The 16,675-nt window shown below is 73.9% G+C and carries 15 protein-coding genes and 1 tRNA gene; 3 read left to right on the top strand and 13 right to left on the bottom strand.

The window, feature by feature from the left end:
- Positions 1 to 15 precede the first annotated feature (15 nt).
- Entirely contained in the window at positions 16 to 606 is a 591-nt protein-coding gene (locus ACZ6ZI_RS26340) for a TetR/AcrR family transcriptional regulator (protein ID WP_469524682.1), read from the bottom strand.
- Positions 607 to 909: 303 nt separating this feature from the next.
- Here ACZ6ZI_RS26340 and ACZ6ZI_RS26335 point away from each other — a divergent pair, with 303 nt between their 5' ends.
- Positions 910 to 4,191 (top strand): S41 family peptidase, encoded by a 3,282-nt coding sequence (locus ACZ6ZI_RS26335; protein ID WP_363055082.1) that lies wholly within the window; start codon positions 910 to 912, stop codon positions 4,189 to 4,191.
- 123 nt (positions 4,192 to 4,314) lie between these two features.
- Here the strand turns inward: ACZ6ZI_RS26335 and ACZ6ZI_RS26330 are convergent, their stop codons facing one another.
- From ACZ6ZI_RS26330 to ACZ6ZI_RS26315, 4 genes are all read right to left on the bottom strand, one after another.
- The gene (locus tag ACZ6ZI_RS26330; RefSeq protein WP_363055083.1) at positions 4,315 to 4,521 is read right to left on the bottom strand and encodes a hypothetical protein; all 207 of its coding nucleotides are present in this window, start codon (positions 4,519 to 4,521) and stop codon (positions 4,315 to 4,317) included.
- An 82-nt stretch (positions 4,522 to 4,603) separates the two neighbouring features.
- The gene (locus tag ACZ6ZI_RS26325; RefSeq protein ID WP_469524679.1) at positions 4,604 to 5,491 is read right to left on the bottom strand and encodes an SDR family oxidoreductase; all 888 of its coding nucleotides are present in this window, start codon (positions 5,489 to 5,491) and stop codon (positions 4,604 to 4,606) included.
- Positions 5,488 to 6,426, bottom strand: a complete 939-nt coding sequence (locus ACZ6ZI_RS26320) for an alpha/beta fold hydrolase (protein ID WP_469524678.1) — start codon at positions 6,424 to 6,426, stop codon at positions 5,488 to 5,490. The genes ACZ6ZI_RS26325 and ACZ6ZI_RS26320 overlap by 4 nt, the downstream gene beginning before the upstream one ends.
- Positions 6,423 to 8,132, bottom strand: a complete 1,710-nt coding sequence (locus ACZ6ZI_RS26315) for a flavin-containing monooxygenase (RefSeq protein ID WP_469524677.1) — start codon at positions 8,130 to 8,132, stop codon at positions 6,423 to 6,425. The genes ACZ6ZI_RS26320 and ACZ6ZI_RS26315 overlap by 4 nt, the downstream gene beginning before the upstream one ends.
- Before the next feature lie 153 nt (positions 8,133 to 8,285).
- On the opposite strand from ACZ6ZI_RS26315, the gene ACZ6ZI_RS26310 reads away from it, so the two are divergent.
- A complete protein-coding gene (locus ACZ6ZI_RS26310; RefSeq protein WP_469524675.1) occupies positions 8,286 to 8,996 on the top strand; it encodes a MerR family transcriptional regulator in 711 nt (236 codons plus the stop codon).
- A gap of 162 nt (positions 8,997 to 9,158) precedes the next feature.
- Here ACZ6ZI_RS26310 and ACZ6ZI_RS26305 read toward each other — a convergent pair whose 3' ends face one another.
- Positions 9,159 to 9,962, bottom strand: a complete 804-nt coding sequence (locus ACZ6ZI_RS26305; protein WP_469524673.1) for an exodeoxyribonuclease III — start codon at positions 9,960 to 9,962, stop codon at positions 9,159 to 9,161.
- A 38-nt stretch (positions 9,963 to 10,000) separates the two neighbouring features.
- Here ACZ6ZI_RS26305 and ACZ6ZI_RS26300 point away from each other — a divergent pair, with 38 nt between their 5' ends.
- The gene (locus ACZ6ZI_RS26300; protein WP_469524672.1) at positions 10,001 to 10,495 is read left to right on the top strand and encodes a GNAT family N-acetyltransferase; all 495 of its coding nucleotides are present in this window, start codon (positions 10,001 to 10,003) and stop codon (positions 10,493 to 10,495) included.
- A 214-nt stretch (positions 10,496 to 10,709) separates the two neighbouring features.
- Here ACZ6ZI_RS26300 and ACZ6ZI_RS26295 read toward each other — a convergent pair whose 3' ends face one another.
- The 7 genes from ACZ6ZI_RS26295 to moaC form a co-directional block, all read right to left on the bottom strand.
- Positions 10,710 to 12,068, bottom strand: a complete 1,359-nt coding sequence (locus ACZ6ZI_RS26295; protein WP_469524670.1) for a CoA transferase — start codon at positions 12,066 to 12,068, stop codon at positions 10,710 to 10,712.
- Positions 12,069 to 12,072: 4 nt separating this feature from the next.
- Positions 12,073 to 13,227 (bottom strand): hypothetical protein, encoded by a 1,155-nt coding sequence (locus tag ACZ6ZI_RS26290; protein ID WP_469524668.1) that lies wholly within the window; start codon positions 13,225 to 13,227, stop codon positions 12,073 to 12,075.
- 157 nt (positions 13,228 to 13,384) lie between these two features.
- A tRNA-Ala gene (locus ACZ6ZI_RS26285) sits at positions 13,385 to 13,458 on the bottom strand.
- A gap of 102 nt (positions 13,459 to 13,560) precedes the next feature.
- The gene (gene sepX, locus ACZ6ZI_RS26280) at positions 13,561 to 14,652 is read right to left on the bottom strand and encodes a divisome protein SepX/GlpR (protein ID WP_469524666.1); all 1,092 of its coding nucleotides are present in this window, start codon (positions 14,650 to 14,652) and stop codon (positions 13,561 to 13,563) included.
- Between the two features lie 154 nt (positions 14,653 to 14,806).
- Positions 14,807 to 15,538: a GNAT family N-acetyltransferase gene (locus ACZ6ZI_RS26275; protein WP_469524665.1), complete on the bottom strand. Its 732-nt coding sequence runs from the start codon at positions 15,536 to 15,538 to the stop codon at positions 14,807 to 14,809.
- Between the two features lie 17 nt (positions 15,539 to 15,555).
- Positions 15,556 to 16,164, bottom strand: a complete 609-nt coding sequence (locus tag ACZ6ZI_RS26270) for a MogA/MoaB family molybdenum cofactor biosynthesis protein (protein ID WP_469524663.1) — start codon at positions 16,162 to 16,164, stop codon at positions 15,556 to 15,558.
- Positions 16,161 to 16,640: a cyclic pyranopterin monophosphate synthase MoaC gene (moaC, locus tag ACZ6ZI_RS26265; protein WP_363055095.1), complete on the bottom strand. Its 480-nt coding sequence runs from the start codon at positions 16,638 to 16,640 to the stop codon at positions 16,161 to 16,163. Before moaC ends, ACZ6ZI_RS26270 begins: the two co-directional genes overlap by 4 nt.
- Between the last annotated feature and the right edge of the window lie 35 nt (positions 16,641 to 16,675).

The raw sequence follows: 16,675 nt of genomic DNA, 5'->3' as shown, positions 1-16,675 counted from the left end.
TGTTCTGTCCGTGCTTCAGACACCGAGGGCGGGGAAGACCACGGCGTCGATGAACTCACCGAGGAACGCCCGGTCGACGGACCGGTCCTCGATCAGCGGGAGCGCGATGAACGCCCCGATGAGCATGTGCGGCACGAAATCCAGGGCCGGACAGTCCGACCGGATCTCGCCCCGGTCGACCGCACGCCGGAGCATGGCCTGGAGACCGTTGATCTCCGGGTCGACCAACAGGTCGCGCAGCGCCCTGTGGAGCTCCGGGCTCTCGTGGACGGCATGGGCCAGACCCCGCATGAGCGCGGTGTCCTTGGCCATCTGCGCGTCGTCCGAACGCTCGACCATGAGTGCGAAGTCCCCGCGCAGGCTGCCCGTGTCGATCTCCCGCAGGGAGACCGGCTGGGTACATCGCAGGGCCCGCGCGACCAGCTCCGGCTTGCTCCCCCACTGGCGGTAGAGGGTGGCCTTGCTGGACTTCGTACGGGCGGCGACGGCGTCCATGGTGAGGGCCTCGTAGCCGACCTCGCGCAGGAGGTCGAGGACCGCGCCGTGGAGCTCCGCCTCGCGCTCGGGGGTGATGCGGCTGCGCCGGCCCGCCATCGGCTCGGTCATGCCCGCCCCTTCCCCTTCGCGTCGCGCGCGGACCCGTCCACCCGGATGGGTGAGCGAGGCCGTTCCGTACTCCACAGACGATACCCGGCCACCAAGCGAAACGAAACCGTTCCGTTTCGATAGGGCAGTGGTATGGATCACGCCACGAAGCCCCCTCCCCGATCAGGCCACGCGTCGGGCCGCGAGGCACGCCACGCGCCGCCCGCGACCCACGCCGCGGGCGCGGCGCCGCCACCCGCGCGCGCGACGCGTGGATCACCTGTACGAGTTGCCGCGCCCCCCTGGCACGGAAAGCATTGGGGGGTGAGTCACGACGTCGCGTACCTCCGTTTCCCGCACCTGCACGACGACCTGCTGTGTTTCGCCACCGAGGACGACCTCTGGGTCGCCCCGCTCGTCCCCGACGGCCGAACCCCCGGCCGGGCCTGGCGGATCACCGTCGACCGGACCCGCGTCGGACACCCGCGGTTCTCCCCGGACGGGCGGCACATCGCCTTCACGACCTGGCGCAGCCTCGACCCCGAGATCCACCTCGCGCCCGTCGACGGCGGCCCCGCCCGCCGGCTGACCTACTGGGGCGCCACCGACACCCGCGTCTGCGGCTGGACCCCACCCGACGAGGAGGGCCGCAGCGACATCCTCGCCGTCTCCTCGCACAGCCAGCCCTTCTCCTACTTCTCCTGGGCCCACAGCCTGCCCACCGACGGCAGCCCCGGCGGCCGCCTGCCCTGGGGCCCCGTCTCCGACATCGCCGTCCACGACGGGGCCGACGGCGAACGCCGCACCCTCCTGCTCACGGGCAAGCCCCCGCACGAACCCGCCGCCTGGAAGCGCTACCGCGGCGGCGCCACCGGCCGGCTGTGGCTGCACGGGCAGCGCCTGCTGGAGGACATCGAGGGCCACCTCGACTCCCCGATGTTCGTGGACGGCCGCATCGCCTTCCTCTCCGACCACGAGGGCATCGGCAACCTCTACTCCTGCCTGCCCGACGGCACCGACCTGCGACGCCACACCGACCACGACGCCTTCTACGCCCGGCACGCCTCCAGCGACGGCTCCCGCGTCGTGTACCAGTGCGCGGGCGACATCTGGCTCGTCGACTCCCTCGCCCCCGACGCCCTCCCCCGCAGGCTCCCCGTCCGCCTCGGCGGACCGCGCGCGGGGCGGCGTACGTACCAGGTGCCGGCCGCCAGCCACGTCGACTCGCTGTCCGTCGACACCACCGGGCGGGCCAGCGCCGTCGTCGTGCGCGGCAGCCTGTACTGGCTCACCCACCGCGACGGCCCCGCCCGCACCATCGCCGACACCCCCGGCGTGCGGGTGCGCCTGCCCGAGATGCTCGGCAGCGGCGGCCAGATCGCCTACGTCACCGACGCCGAGGGCGAGGACGCGATCGAGATCGCCTACCTGCCCCGCGCCTCCGGCGACCGCGAACCGCGCCGGCTGGCCTCCGGCGAGCTGGGCCGCGTACAGGAACTGCTCTCCGACCCCGACGGGGAACGCCTCGCCGTCGCCTCCGACGACGGCCGCCTCCTGCTCCTCGACGCGACGGAGGAGTCCAACGGGGAGGTGACCGAGCTGATCCGGTCCATCAACGGGCCCGTGACCGACCTCGCGTTCTCCCCCGACGGCTGCTGGCTGACCTGGTCCCACCCGGGCGTGGGCCGCTCCCTGCGGCAGATCAAGATGGCCCGGATCGCCGGCCCCGGCGCCCGTACGATCGTCGACGTCACCAACGGCCGCTTCGACGACGAGAGCCCCGTCTTCACCCGCGACGGCCGCTACCTCGCCTTCCTGTCCTGGCGCGGCTTCGACCCGGTCTACGACGTCCACACCGGCGACCTGTCCTTCCCGCTGGGCTGCCGCCCCTACCTGGTGCCGCTCTCCTCGGCCACGCCCTCCCCCTTCGCCTTCACCCCCGACGGCAGGCCCGCCGCCGGCGGCCTGGACCCCGTCGAGGGCGAGCCCGGCGAGGGCGACGGCTCGGTGACCGTCGAGGTCGAGGGCCTCGAAAGCCGGGTCACGCCCTTCCCGGTGACGGCGTCGAAGTACTCCGCCCTCCACCCGGTCAGCGGCGGCGGACTGGTGTGGCTGCGCTGGCCCATCTCGGGCGCGCTCGGCGAGACCTTCGCCAACCCGACCGACACCAGCGGCAAACCCACCCTGGAACACTTCGAGATCACCAAGGCCCGCAAGAGCGAACTGGCCTCCGGACTGGACTGGTTCGCGGTCAGCGGCGACGGCACCCGCCTCGTCCTCAACGACGACGGCGACCTGCGCGCCGTCCCCGCCACCGAGTCCGGCGACGGCGACTCCACCGTCTACCTCGACCTGCGGCGCATCCTGCACGAGGTGGACCCGGCCGCCGAGTGGCGCCAGGCCTACGAGGAGGCCGGCCGGATCATCCGCGCCTACTTCTGGGAGCCGAGGATGTGCGGCATCGACTGGGACGGGGTGCTGCGCCAGTACCGCTCCCTGGTCGAATCGGTGGCCTCCCCCGACGAGTTCGCCGACCTGCTGCGCGAGGTCCTCGGCGAGCTGGGCACCTCGCACGCCTACGTCTCCCCCGCCCGCCGCAACGAGGGCCCGCCCCACTACCAGCGGGCGATCGGCCTGCTCGGCGCGAACCTGGTGTGCCGGGAGGACGGTTGGATGGTCAAGCGGATCCTGCCCGGCGAGTCCTCCGACTCCAAGGCCCGCTCCCCGCTCGCCGGCACCGGCATCCGCGAGGGCGCGATCCTCACCCACGTCGACGGCCGCCCCGTGGACCCGGTGGCGGGCCCCTACCCGCTGCTGTCGGCGGCCGGGGGCACCACCGTCGAGCTGACGTTCCGGCCGGCGGAGGGCGAGGGCCGGGCCCGCCGGGTCGCGGTCGTCCCCCTCATCGACGAACGGCCGCTGCGCTACCAGGACTGGGTGTCCAAGCGCCGCGCCGTGGTCCGCGAGCTGAGCGGCGGACGCTGCGGCTACCTCCACATCCCCGACATGGGCGGCTCCGGCTGGGCACAGTTCAACCGCGACCTGCGCCTGGAGGTGTCACGGCCCGCCCTGATCGTCGACGTGCGCGGCAACGCGGGCGGTCACATCAGCGAGCTGGTGGTGGAGAAGCTCACCCGCTCGATCCTCGGCTGGGACCTGACCCGGGGCGCGCAGCCCGTCTCCTACGCCTCCAACGCGCCCCGCGGACCCATCGTGGCCCTGGCCGACGAGGCGACCTCCTCCGACGGGGACATGATCACCGCCGCGTTCAAACTGCTGGGGCTGGGCCCGGTGGTGGGCCAGCGCACCTGGGGCGGGGTGGTCGGGATGACCGGCCGGCACACCCTGGGGGACGGCACCGTGATCACGGTGCCGATGAACGCGGCCTGGTTCCCCGAGTACGGCTGGTCCGTCGAGAACCACGGCGTGGAGCCCGACCTCGCGATCCTGCGCACCCCCCTGGACTGGGCGGAGGGCCGGCACGCGCAGCTCGACGACGCCGTGCACCTGGCGCTGGAACTGCTGGAGCAGGACCCGGCGGCCGTCCCGCCCGGCTACACGGACGTACCGGACCGGCGCCGCCCGAAGCTGCCGCCGCGCCCGTAGACCGAGCGCGGCGAGCGGGACGAGGGCGGCGAGCGGGACGAGGAAGGGCGGGACGAGGAAGGGGCGCCACCCGTGCACGACACGGACGGCGCCCCTCGGTTCTCGTCGGTTCCCGTTCTTCCCTCAGTCCTCGAAACGGTCGTCGAAGACGTCCCGGGCCCGGTCGGCGCGCTCGGTCGCCCGCGGTGCGGAGGGGGCGGCCGATGTCCCGACCGGCGCCGACGCGGCGTCGGCGGAGGCGGAGACCTGCTCCCGACCCTCGCGCGCGGCGGCCTCGGCCCGCTCGGCGAGCCGCCTCGCCTTGTCCTGGAACTGGTCCTTGAGACCCATGGCGTTACCTCCTGGAGGGTGTCGGGGCGTGGCCCCGCCCAGCCTGGCACGCAGCGACATTCCGCGCATTTCGGCCGGTCGGCTACGGGAGGCGCCGGGCGCGTTCCCGTTCGTCGGCGGCGCCCCCGGCCCCCACCAGCCCCTTGGCGACGCCCGCGAGCCTCGGCTCGAACCGCCGCATCTCCCGCTTGCCGGCGGCCGCGATGATCCCCGGCAGGTAACCCCGGGTGCCCTGCATGCCGCGCAGCCACCACTGCGCGTAGACGTGCGGCGAGCGCCGCTCGATGCCGGCGACGATCCGGTCGACGGCCGGGCCCAGCGGGTAGGTGCGGTTCGAGGGCCAGGGCAGCCGCTGCCGCAGCTCGCGCATGACGTCGTTCTCGTCCGCCCCGCGCACCATGTCGGTGTCGGTCCAGGAGAGGTAGCCGACGCCGACGCCGACGCCCTTGTACCCGACCTCCGCGCGAAGGCAGTGCGCGAACGCCTCGACCCCGGACTTGGAGGCGCAGTAGGCGGTCATCATCGGCGCGGGGGTGATCGCGGCGAGGGAGGCGATCTGGAGGAAGTAGCCGCGGCTCTCGGTGAGGACGGGCAGAAAGGCGCGGGCGGTGACGGCCCCGCCGATGAGGTTGACCTCGATCACGCGGCGCCAGGCCACCGGGTCGGAGTCGCCGAAGGGGCCGCCGGCGGCGACGCCCGCGTTGGCGACGACGACGTCGACCTTCCCGAACCGCTCCTTGACCTCCCCCGCGACGCGGGCCATCGCCTCGTGGTCGGTGACGTCGGCGTGCCAGTGCCCGCTCTCGCCGTGGAGCCGTTCGGAGACCTCCTTGAGGGCTTCGGGCTCCAGGCCGACCAGCGCGATCCGGGCGCCGCGCGCGGACAGCTTGCGGGCGAGCAGTTCCCCGACGCCGCGGGCCGCCCCGGTGACGACGACGACCTGGCCTTCCAGACTCCTGCGAGCGCTCACTGCGTCTTCTCCTTCTCGGGGGCGGAAAGGTACAGGGCGGTCAGTTCGCGGACGGCGGCGGTGACGGCCTCCGGCGCTTCGACGGGGGTCATGTGGCCCGCGCCGGTGAGTTCGGTCAGGCCCACGCACCGCGGCAGGGCGGCCGCGATGCGGCGGGCGTGCGCGATGGGGGTGAGGCGGTCGGAGCGGCCCGCGAGGACGGCGGTGGGCAGGGTGAGTCGGGCGAGCCCGGCGTCCAGGTCGAGTCCCTCCAGGACGTGGGACCAGGCGTGGCGTACGTCGGCGGGGCAGGCGTGCACGATGCGGGCGCAGGCCTCGACCCGGTCCGGCGCGGAGCCGGCGGCCATGGTCGCGTACTTGAGGACGGCCCGCGTGAGGGGCGTGACGGGGCCGAGGGGGAAGCGGGATCCGAGGACGGCCGAGGTGACGCGGGTCCGCGCGCGTCCGGGGCGCAGCGGCAGGACGGTGGACTCGGCGACCAGCCGCGAGCTGCCGGTGCTGCACAGCAGGGCGGCAGCGGCGTGCTCGGTGAACTCGGGGCGGTCGGCGGCGGCCATCACCGTCATGCCGCCCATGGAGTGGCCGGCGACGACGGCCCGCTCGCCGGGGGCGAGGCCGGCCTTCAGTACGGCGGCCAGGTCGTCGGCGAGGGCGGTGGTGCTGTACCCGTCGGCGCCGGCCGGGGCGGCGGGGCTGCGGCCGTGGCCGCGCTGGTCGTAGGCGATGACGCGGTGGTCGACGGCCAGTTCCCGTATCTGCGCGGCCCAGAAGGCGGTGGAGCAGGTCCAGCCGTGGGACAGGACCACGGCCGGGGCTCCTTCGGGGCCGTGCAGTTCCACGTGCAGGCGGGCGCCGTCGGCGGACGTGGCGGTCAGTTCGCGCGCCGCGACCGGGGGCGCCCAGGGCCCGGAGGTGACGTGCCCGGGGCGGCTCACGCGGCGCCCTCCCCGCCGCCGGCGGCGCGGCGGGTCGTACGGGTCGTGGCGGCGGCCGTCGCCGCGGCGGGCTTCCCGGCGGCGGTGGCCGCGGCCGTGTCCGTCCCGGGGGCGGCGGTCGCGTGGGCGGCGGTCGCGGTGGCGGTCGTACGGGCGGCGGTCGTACGGGCGGCGGTCGCGTGGGCGGGTTCGCGGCGGCGTACGACCTCGTACTCGGACAGGTCCACGCCGCGGGTCTCGCGGCGGAACTCCCCGGTGGTGCCGGGCCAGACGGTGGTGTTGCGGCCCTGCGCGTCCAGGTACCAGCTGATGCAGCCGCCGGTGTTCCAGACGGTGCGTTCCATGCGGGCCTGGACCCGGCGGTTCCACTGGTTGACGGCGGAGGGGCGCGCGGCGAGGGCGGTGCGGCCCCGGGTGCCGCCGGCGTCCAGGAGGGAGAGCTGGCGGAGGTAGTCGGCCATGTAGTTCAGCTGGGACTCGATCATGAGGATCATCGAGCTGTTCCCGAGTCCGGTGTTCGGGCCGATGATCGTCATCCAGTTGGGGAAGCCGGCGGCGGTCGCCCCGCGCAGGGCCTGCATCCCGTCCTTCCAGCTCTCGGCGAGGGTGCGGCCGTCGGCGCCCACGACGCGGTCGGCGATCGGCATGTCGGTGACGTGGAAGCCGGTGCCGAGGATGATCGCGTCGACCTCGGTCTCGGTGCCGTCGGCGGCGACGAGCACCGAGCCGCGGACCTCCTTGAGGCCGGAGGCCACCAGGTCCACGTCGGGGCGGGCCAGCGCCGGGTAGTACTCGCTGGAGAGCAGGATCCGCTTGCAGCCGATGCGGTAGGACGGCGTCAGCTTGGCGCGCAGCGCGGGGTCCTTGATCGACCGCGCCATGTTGGCCTTGGCCAGCGATTCGATCAGTCCGAGCCGGTCGGGGTACTTGGTGAACGCGCTGACCTGGAGTTCGCGGATCCCCCACAGCAGCCCGCGGCGCGCCGCCCCCGTGAAGGGCAGTCGGCGGTGCAGGCCGCGCTCCAGCGCGCTGATGGCCCGGTCGGTGCGGGGCATGACCCACGGCGGGGTCCGCTGGAAGAGCGTCAGGTGCTCGACGTCGGGGGCGATGGCGGGCACGATCTGGATCGCGGAGGCGCCCGTACCGATCATGGCGACGCGCTTGCCGCGCAGGTCGTAGTCGTGGTCCCAGCGCGCCGAGTGGAAGACCTTGCCGGGGAAGTCGGCGAGGCCGGGGATGTCGGGCAGCTTCGGGTCGGACAGCGGCCCGGTGGCGGAGACGACCACGTCGGCGGTGAGGTCGCCGGCGGAGGTCTCGATCTCCCAGCGCAGTTCCCGCTCGTCCCAGCGCATCATCCGCACCTCGTGGCGCAGGCGGATGTGCGGGCGCAGCCCGAAGGTGTCGGCGACGTGCTCCAGGTACTCCCGGATGGCCGGCTGCCCGGAGAAGGTGCGGGGCCAGTCGGGGTTGGGGGCGAAGGAGAAGGAGTAGAGGTGGGACGGCACGTCGCACGCGCATCCCGGATAGCTGTTGTCGCGCCAGGTGCCGCCGACGGAGTCGGCCCGTTCGAGGACCACGAAGTCCGTGATCCCCTCGCGCCGCAGCCGTACGGCCGCCCCGAGCCCGCCGAATCCGGACCCGATCACCGCCACCCGTACGTGGTCGCGTCCGTCCGTGTTGACCTTGCCGTCCCCGCCGCTGCCCATGCCCGCCGCCTTCCGCTTCCGCAGTCGTCCCAGCCACCACACCCGCAACACTGCCAGCAATCACTGGCACAATCGGGAGGGTAGAACAGCTCCGTACCCATGGGTAGGGGTCGCGCCCGGAAAGTTACCGGGGGTACGCCCTAGGCTGCCGGTGTGGTGGACGACGAGGCGACGACGCAGACAGGGAACACGGTGCGCGAATACCGGACGGAGGAACTGGCCGAGGCCGCCGGCATCCCCGTGCGCACCCTGCGCTTCTACCGCGAGCGCAAGCTCCTGCCGCCACCCCGCCGCGAGGGCCGCATCGCCTGGTACGACGACCACCACCTGGCCCGGCTGCGCACCATCGCCGCCCTCCTCGAACGCGGCCACACCCTCGGCGGCATCGCCGAGCTCACCGCCGCCTTCGAGAACGGCCGCGACGTCGGCCAGCTCGGCGAGCTGCTCGGCATCGGCTGGTCGGAGGAGACCCCGGTACGGCTGACCCCCGAGGCCCTCGCCGACCACTTCGAGGGCGAGGTCACCCCGGAGAACCTGGCGGCCGCCCTCGACCTCGGCTACATCGCCACGGACGGCGACGCGATCGTCCACGTCAGCCGTCGCCTCCTGGAGGTCTCCTCGGCGCTGGTGCGCGAGGGCGTCCCGCTCCCGGCCGTCCTGGAGACGGGCCGAATGGTGCGCGAGCACGCCGACACCCTGGCGGCCCTGTTCACCGAGCTGATCTCCACGCACATCGGCGACGACGCCCTGACGCGCCTGCGCCCCCTGGCGAAGAGCGTGGTCGAGGCGGAGCTCACGATGGCGATGGACCGCCTGCACCAGCAACGACAGCACCCGTCACCCCAGCCCCGTCACGCGCCGTAGCACCACGGGCCGTAGCACCGCGGGCCGGCGCACCACGGGCCGGCGCACCGCCGACCCCGGCACCACGAGCCGCGGCACCACGCGCCCCAGCACCACGGACCGTCGCACCACGAGCCCCACCGCGCTTCCCGGACCGGCCGGCCCGCCGGCCCGCCCGGGGCCTCAGACCGCCGACTCGTAGACGACCGTCACCGGCGCGTGGTCCGACCAGCGCTCGGGGTGCGTCTCGGCCCGCTCCACGTACGCCTTCACGGCCCGCGCCGCCAGCCCCGGCGTCGCGACCTGGAGGTCGATGCGCCAACCGGCGTCGTTGTCGAAGGCCCGGCCCCGGTAGGACCACCAGGAGTACGGGCCCTCCTGGTCGGGGTGCAGACCGCGCACCACGTCGACGTAGCCGGCCTCGCCGTACACCTTGCCGAGCCACTCCCGCTCCTCGGGCAGGAAGCCCGCGTTCTTGCGGTTGGTCTTCCAGTTCTTGAGGTCGGCCTCGCGGTGGCAGATGTTCCAGTCACCGCACACCACCACCTCCCGCCCGTCGGCGGCGGCCCGCACCCGCAGCTTGCCCAGGTACTCCAGGAACTCCGCCATGAAGCGGTACTTCTCGTCCTGCTTCTCGGTGCCCGCCTCGCCCGACGGCAGGTACAGGCTGGCCACGGTCACACCGGGCAGGTCGATCTCGACGTAGCGGCCGGAGGCGTCGAACTCCTCGCTCCCGAAGCCCACCCGAACCGCCTCCGGCGCCCGCCGCGCGTACAGCGCGACCCCGGCCCGGCCCTTGATCACGGACGGGGCGAACACGGTGTGCCAGCCCTCGGGCTCCCGGGCCTCCACCGGGATCTGCGCCTCCTCGGCCCGCACCTCCTGGAGGCACACGACGTCGGCGCCGGATCCCGCGAGCCACTCGACGAAGCCCTTCTTCGCGGCGGCGCGGATCCCATTCACGTTCACGGAGGTAACGGTCAGCATCCCTGCACCATAGCGGGACCTTTCCGTACGCTATTCGAATGTCTCACGGTATAAACCTCCGCGCCGTGCCGTACGACCACCCCGACGCGGTCAAGCTCGAGGCCCAGGTCCAGGTCGAGTACCAGGCGCGCTACGAGGGCGAGGGCGACGCCACCCACCTCGACCCGGCGATGTTCGACCCGCCGAACGGCCTCTACCTCCTGGCCTACGACGCCTCGGGCACCCCCGTCGCCAGCGGGGGCTGGCGCCGCCAGGACCACAACGAAGAGGGCTACTCGGACGGCGACGCCGAGCTCAAGCGCATGTACGTGGTCCCCGAGGCCCGCGGTACGGGTCTGGCCCGGCGCATCCTCGCGGAGCTGGAGGACGACGCCCGCGCCGCCGGCCGCGTCCGCATGGTCCTCGAAACCGGCGACCAGCAGCCGGAGGCCATCGCCCTGTACCTGTCCTCGGGCTACGCCATGTCGGAGAAGTTCGGCTACTACCGCTTCCACGACTCCAGCCGCTGCATGAGCAAGCCCCTCCACCCCTGACCACCCCACCGCCGGCCCGCCCCCGGCCCCGCACAACCGGGGCCGCGGGCCGTGAGCCGCAGGCCGCGAAATCGCGAGCCGCAGGCCACGGGGCCGTGAGCCACGGGCCACGGGGTCGTGAGCCACAGAGTCGACGAATCGACTGATCGACGGATCGCCATCCCGGCCCGCTCACCGGTCGGGGCGGGCCGCGGTCACCCGAGCGGGCCGGCGGTCACCGCTCCAGCCACACCGCCCGGTCGCTCCCCCACCGCGACGGCCCCCGCCGCCACTCCCCGAACGGGCTCGCCGCGTACCGCAGCGACCCGTACGCCGAGTCGCCCTCGCGCAGCCAGGCCGCCGCCTCGTACTCCCGCGCGCCGGCCCCGTCCCCCGCGTCCGGATCCGCGTCCGCGTGCGCGGGCAGGTCGCGCGTCAGCCACGAGGCCGTCCCGGCGAGGGAGAACCGCAGCAGCCGTCCGCCGCCCTCCGCGAGCGCCCGCAGCACGCCGGCCGCCATGAGGTAGCCCGTCCCGTGGTCCAGGGCCTGCGCGGGCAGCGCCCCGGGCCGGCCGTCCTCGCCGCAGGCGGCGGAGATCCCGTAGCCGGCCTGCACCAGCGAATCGAAGCCGCGCCGGCCCGCCCACGGGCCCCAGGCCCGCCGACCCCACGCGCACAGCTCGGCCACGACCAGGTGGGGCCGGCGCTCCAGCAGTCGTTCCCCGTCCAGCCCGAACCGCTCCAGCGCCCCCGGCCGGTACCCCGTCACCACGACGTCGGCCCCGTCCAGCAGCCCTTCCAGCACCGCCCGGTGCCCCGCGTCGGCGAGGTCCAGCAGCGCCGACCGCTTCCCGAATCCGGTGTCGGCGTACGCGTCGTCCGCCTCCCGCAGCCGCGGCGCGTCGATCCGCAGCACGTCGGCGCCCAGCACCCCGAGCGTGCGGGTGGCGACGGGGCCGGCGATAACCCGGGTCAGGTCCAACACCCGTACCCCCGAGGCGGGCAGCGGGCCGGGCGGCAGGTCCAGGACCCGCCCGTCCCCGACGCCGTGACCCCGGACGTTCTCCACCAGGGGCTGCGGCGGCCCGAGTTCCTCCGTCACGGCGACGGCCAGCCCCCCGGCCGCGTACACCCGCTCCTGCGCCTCCACGGCGTCGAGCAGGGCCAACGCGTTACGTACGGCGTACGGGGTTTCGGGTACGCCCAACGCCCTTATCAGCGCGGCCTCGTGGTGGGGGTAGTTGGCGTGGGTCCGCACCCAGCCGTCGGCGGCCGGCCAGAAGCCCGACAGCGGCGCGAACGACACCGGCGCCCGCCCCTCGACCCTCAGGTGTCGTTCGCTGACGAACGCGGTCGCCACGGCCCCCTCGTCGACGACCACGGGGGCCGCGTCACCGGCCGGCAGGCCGGCCCGTACGGCGGCCAGCTCCGCCGCCGCGAGCCCGCACACCCCCACCGCGGCCCGCGCCAACTCCCGGACCGGCAGCGGGCCCTCCAGGCCGCCCGCACCCCGGTAGCGCACCCGCCCGACCGCATCCGCCGCCCCGCCCAGCGCCTGCCACGCCTGGACCGTCCCACCGTCATGGCTCGTCATACCGTCATTCTGACGGCGACTCACCCTCCTCGGGAGCCCGGTCGGCGAGCGCTCCGGCGCGCAGGCGTTCCAGCACGTCCGCCGGGGTGACCATGTACGCCTTGCCCGCGATCGACTTCTCGAACCCGGCGCGCGTCAGCCGCCACACCCCGCAGGCCTCCCGGCCGGTGACGCCGAGGGAATTCTGCACGCGGGGGTTGAACAGGTCGAGGTGGTGGAGGGTCATGCCCGGCTCCACCGACTGCGCGGTGCGGGCGGAGCCCGTCCGCTCGTGGTTGGCGAGGACGGTGATCACGTACGCCATGTGGAGGGCGGGCAGCCGGCCCTGGGGGGCGTCGGGGTGCCGGAACACGTGCCGCGAGCTGTACGACTCGACCTCCGGCCGGACCTCGAACGGAGTGTCGACGAGGGTCCCGAGGAGGTCGAGGACGGATCCGCCGCCGGCGACGGCGCCGGCGAGGGCGTGCCGCACCCGGTCGACGGCGCGGTCCTCGTCCTCGAACGCCTCGTACTCGGCCCGCGCCAGATCGACCGCGTGCTTCTGGTACCAGTCCGGGATCCACTCCGGCACGTCGTTGGCCTCGTCCACCGGGCGGGGAGTGACGCCGGCCATGTCCTCCGGGGCGTGCGCGTCGAGGCGGATCAGCGCGCGGCCGGGCAGGCGGGTGTACAGCGGGCTGTCCGGGACCAGGACCTGCGTGGCGTTCAACCACAGGCGCAGGTCCGGGCCTTCGCCGTCGGCCAGGCGCCAGATCGCCTCCAGGAGGTCGTCGTCGTCCTGCGTGACGCGGACGGGATCGCCGAAGCGCTGCGCGACGGCGTCCACGTGCTCCCGCCACGCGGTGCGCGCGAGGGCGAGGACGTTCGGGTTCTCCTCGGCGTTCTCCGCCTCGATCACACAGGGCACGTAGCGCGCCATCCGCACCGGGTTGAGGAAGTCGCTGCCCCGCCCGTACAGCTCGAAGGGGGTTCCGGAGCGGCTGTGCAGGGTGATGACGGAGTCGATCTCGATCTGCGTGAAGTACTTGACCTCGTCCATCCACCCGGCGAGGTCGCCCTCCCGGACCGGGGGGCCGGACCACAGCGCGGGGTTCGGCAGACCTATGAAGGTGGCCGCGTCCCGAACCTGCCCCGGTGTGTCCTGCCAACCGAATCGCATGACGCTTCTCCCCGTTGAGTGATCATCAGCTGATCATCCTAGGGGCGCTTTTCGGCCACGGCTGCCATGCTTCCCGGAAACGCCGAGATCCCGCCCGGTCTTTCGACCGGACGGGATCTCGTGACGTTCCCGAGAGCTACTCGCGAACTGTCGTCTGTGGACCTGTGGGGATTTGAACCCCAGACCCCCTCGATGCGAACGAGGTGCGCTACCAGACTGCGCCACAGGCCCTTGCGACGTGTGAAACATTAGCATCCCCGCGCCGGTGCTCCAAAACGGGTTCTCCCGAACGTCCCCGCAGGTCGCGGGCGAGCGCCGGGCGCGGGACGGTGATCACTCGTTCGCGGCGCGAGGCCGGTCGTCGCTCTCGTACTGGTCGAAGAGCGGCGTACGCCCCCGACCCTGTCCCCGCGGCCGGGGCGCGGTCTGCGCCTTGGCGTCCCGGTCCGGGTCCGGCAGGCGTTCCGCCGCGCGGTCCGCCGCCACCCGGTCCGCCGCCGCGCGGTCCGTGCCGCGGTCGGGCTTCGGGACGGACGGCTGGGCGCGCAGGCGCGGGTCCGTCGGCTCGGCGGCGCTGGAACGGGTGGCGCTCCAGGCGTCGGGTGCGGCCGGACCGGTGGCGCGGGGGGCGACGGGGGCCGTCACGTAGGTCGGCAGCGGTACGGGTACGGGCTCCCAGCTGTCGCCGCGCGCCGGTCCGCGCTCCCGCTCGCGCTGCTGGTCCACCCACTCGGCGTGGTCGGTCTGCTCGACGAGCGCGCGCCGGCCGGCCTCCTGCGGGGAGACGGGGGGCGCCGGGTCCGGTTCGGCGCCCGCGGCGGTGTCCTCGGCGAGGCGGCGGCGCGGGCGGTTCTCGCGGAGGCTGCGGGCGGCGGCCTCGGCACGCCGCCGGTCCATCGTGAACTCGTAGCGGCGTCGCTCCTGGACCCGTAGGTGCACGATGTACGCGCTCAGCAGCAGCGCGGGCACGGCCGGGGCCCACAGGTAGCGGAAACCGCCGACGGCCGCGACGATCGCCCCGCCGCTGAAGACGAGGAAGAGCAGCGCGGTGGTGCGGCGGCGGCGCGCGAGCACCTGGAGGCGTTGGCGACGCCGGGCCCGTTCGGCCTCGACGGCCCTCGGTTCGGCCCTGGTCGGGGACACGCCGATGGCCCGGGCGTCGGCGTCCACGGAATTCACCGTTTCCGTCGAGGCGTCCGGGTCCACGAGGGGCTGGGGCTCCGCCTGTTCCTCACCGCGCTCACGCAGTCCCTTGGCGTAACGGCGCTCCATTCCCGCCCGGCCGGAAAGCAACCGGATGGCGGTGGAGAAGCGTTCCGTCGGACGCGCTTCGTTCAGCTCGTCCTGCCTCCGGAGCCACATGGGCACCAAGTAGGCGGCCCAGGCCCCGACAATGACTGCGTAGATGAGGCCGCTGCTGCTCACACCCCACACCGTAGAGGGGTGCGGCCGAGGGGATCAGCCAATTGGGCCGGTGTGTCGCACGATCAGGCTGATATCACGGACTTTTTTTGTGATTCTTCGGATCAGGAGATCAGGTGACGGGCGAATAGGGCCCCTAATTCGAACGCATTTACGATTACCGATCGGGTGGCGGGGATTGCGGTGAACGCGGCTCCGCCGACGGACCCGAAGCCGGTCCGGCCGGCGGATGCGCCGGCGGGTGCGCGGACGGTCCGGCCGGCGGGGGTTGCGTGCGCGGCCCCTCCCCCGGGACGACCTGTCCGCGCGTGCGGTGCCAGCGGCGCAGCAGTCCTTCCGGGAGTTCCTCGACGGTCAGCGCGAACACCAGGTGGTCGCGCCAGGCGCCGTCGATGTGGAGGTAGCGCGGCCGCAGCCCCTCCTCGCGGAAGCCCAGCTTCTCCACGACGCGCCGGCTGGGGCCGTTCTCGGGGCGGATGCACACCTCGATGCGGTGCAGCCCGACCTTGCGGAAGCAGTGGTCCACGGCGAGGGCGACCGCGGTCGGCATCACCCCGCGCCCGGCGACGTCGCGGTCGACCCAGTAGCCGACGTGCGCGGCGCACATCGAGCCCCAGGTGATGCCGGCGACGGTGAGCTGACCGACGAGCCGGCCCTCGTACTCGATGACGAAGGGCAGCATGCGGCCCGCGTTCGCCTCCGCCCGCAGGTGGCGCACCATCTGCCGGTACGTGGGGCGCTGGATCACCGGCCCCCACGGTGCGGGCGGCGGGATGGTGGCCTCCCAGGGCCGCAGCCAGTCGCGGTTGCGCCGGTTGACCTCGCGCCAGGCCCGCTGGTCGCGGAGCTTTATCGGACGCAGCACGACGGGGCCGTCGGTCAGCACCACCGGCCAGGACGGGCCGTTCAGCTCCGGCTCCCGGGCTCCGCCGACGCTCTGGGGTGGTCGCCGCCGCGGATCTGGTCGACGGCGTGCGGCAGGATCCGGGCGAGGACACCCAGGCCGTCCTTCACCCCGCCCGGGGAGCCGGGCAGGTTCACGATCAGGGTGCGGCCGGCGACGCCCGCCAGTCCGCGCGACAGGGCGGCCGTCGGCACCTTCGCCAGGCCCTCGGCGCGGATCGCCTGGGGGATGCCGGGGATCTCGTAGTCCAGGACGCGGGCGGTGGCGTCCGGGGTCCGGTCGGTCGGCGAGATGCCGGTGCCGCCGGTGGTCAGGATGACGTCGTACCCGGCGGCGACGCCCTCGCGCAGCGCCTGCTCGACGGGATCGCCGTCCGGGACGACCCGCGGGCCGTCGACGGTGAAGCCGAGTTCCGCGAGCGCCTCGGCGAGCAGGGGCCCGCCCCGGTCGGCGTACACGCCCTGCGAGGCACGGTTGGAGGCGGTGACGACGAGCCCGCGCGGGGCGGGCGCGGTGGGCTCCGCCGCCCGCCGGGGGTCGCCCTCGGCGGACGCGCCTCGACCCCCGTCGCCGAGGCCGTGGCCGTGGGCCTCGCCGTCGCGCGGGGTCACTGCCGGCTCCAGTCGCCGGACTTGCCGCCCGTCTTCTCCTCGACCCGGACGTCGGTGATGACCGCGCCCTTGTCGACCGCCTTGACCATGTCGACGACGGTGAGCCCGGCGACGGCGACGGCGGTCAGGGCCTCCATCTCGACGCCGGTGCGGTCGGCGGTCTTCACGGTGGCGAGGATCTCGACGGCGTCGTCGGCGACGGTCAGTTCGACCTTGACCCCGGACACCGCGAGCGGGTGGCACAGAGGGATCAGGTCGGGGGTCTTCTTGGCCCCCATGATCCCGGCGATCCGCGCGGTGGCGAGGGCGTCGCCCTTCGGCACGCCCTCGCCGCGCAGCAGTTCGATGACCCGGGGTGACACGAGGACCCGTCCGCTCGCCCGGGCCGTACGGGTGGTGACGTCCTTCTCGGACACGTCGACCATTCGGGCCGCGCCCGCCTCGTCGATGTGCGTCAGCCTGCTCTGCGTACTCATGTCTTCGTGCCGCTCCCGCTCCGGGCCCCTGGAGC

This window comes from Streptomyces sp. NPDC103540, assembly GCF_055584445.1.
The sequence above is the reverse complement of the archived record's forward strand: the minus strand, read 5'-3'. Positions and strand labels throughout refer to the sequence as shown.

Bases quoted from the DNA above. Each gene is read 5' to 3' on its own strand.
- ACZ6ZI_RS26340 (WP_469524682.1), bottom strand. From the start codon at position 606: ATGACCGAGCCGATGGCGGGCCGGCGCAGCCGCATCACCCCCGAGCGC.
- ACZ6ZI_RS26330 (WP_363055083.1), bottom strand. From the start codon at position 4,521: ATGGGTCTCAAGGACCAGTTCCAGGACAAGGCGAGGCGGCTCGCCGAG.
- ACZ6ZI_RS26315 (WP_469524677.1), bottom strand. From the start codon at position 8,132: ATGGGCAGCGGCGGGGACGGCAAGGTCAACACGGACGGACGCGACCAC.
- ACZ6ZI_RS26305 (WP_469524673.1), bottom strand. From the start codon at position 9,962: ATGCTGACCGTTACCTCCGTGAACGTGAATGGGATCCGCGCCGCCGCG.
- ACZ6ZI_RS26300 (WP_469524672.1), top strand. From the start codon at position 10,001: ATGTCTCACGGTATAAACCTCCGCGCCGTGCCGTACGACCACCCCGAC.
- ACZ6ZI_RS26295 (WP_469524670.1), bottom strand. From the start codon at position 12,068: ATGACGAGCCATGACGGTGGGACGGTCCAGGCGTGGCAGGCGCTGGGC.
- ACZ6ZI_RS26290 (WP_469524668.1), bottom strand. From the start codon at position 13,227: ATGCGATTCGGTTGGCAGGACACACCGGGGCAGGTTCGGGACGCGGCC.
- moaC (WP_363055095.1), bottom strand. From the start codon at position 16,640: ATGAGTACGCAGAGCAGGCTGACGCACATCGACGAGGCGGGCGCGGCC.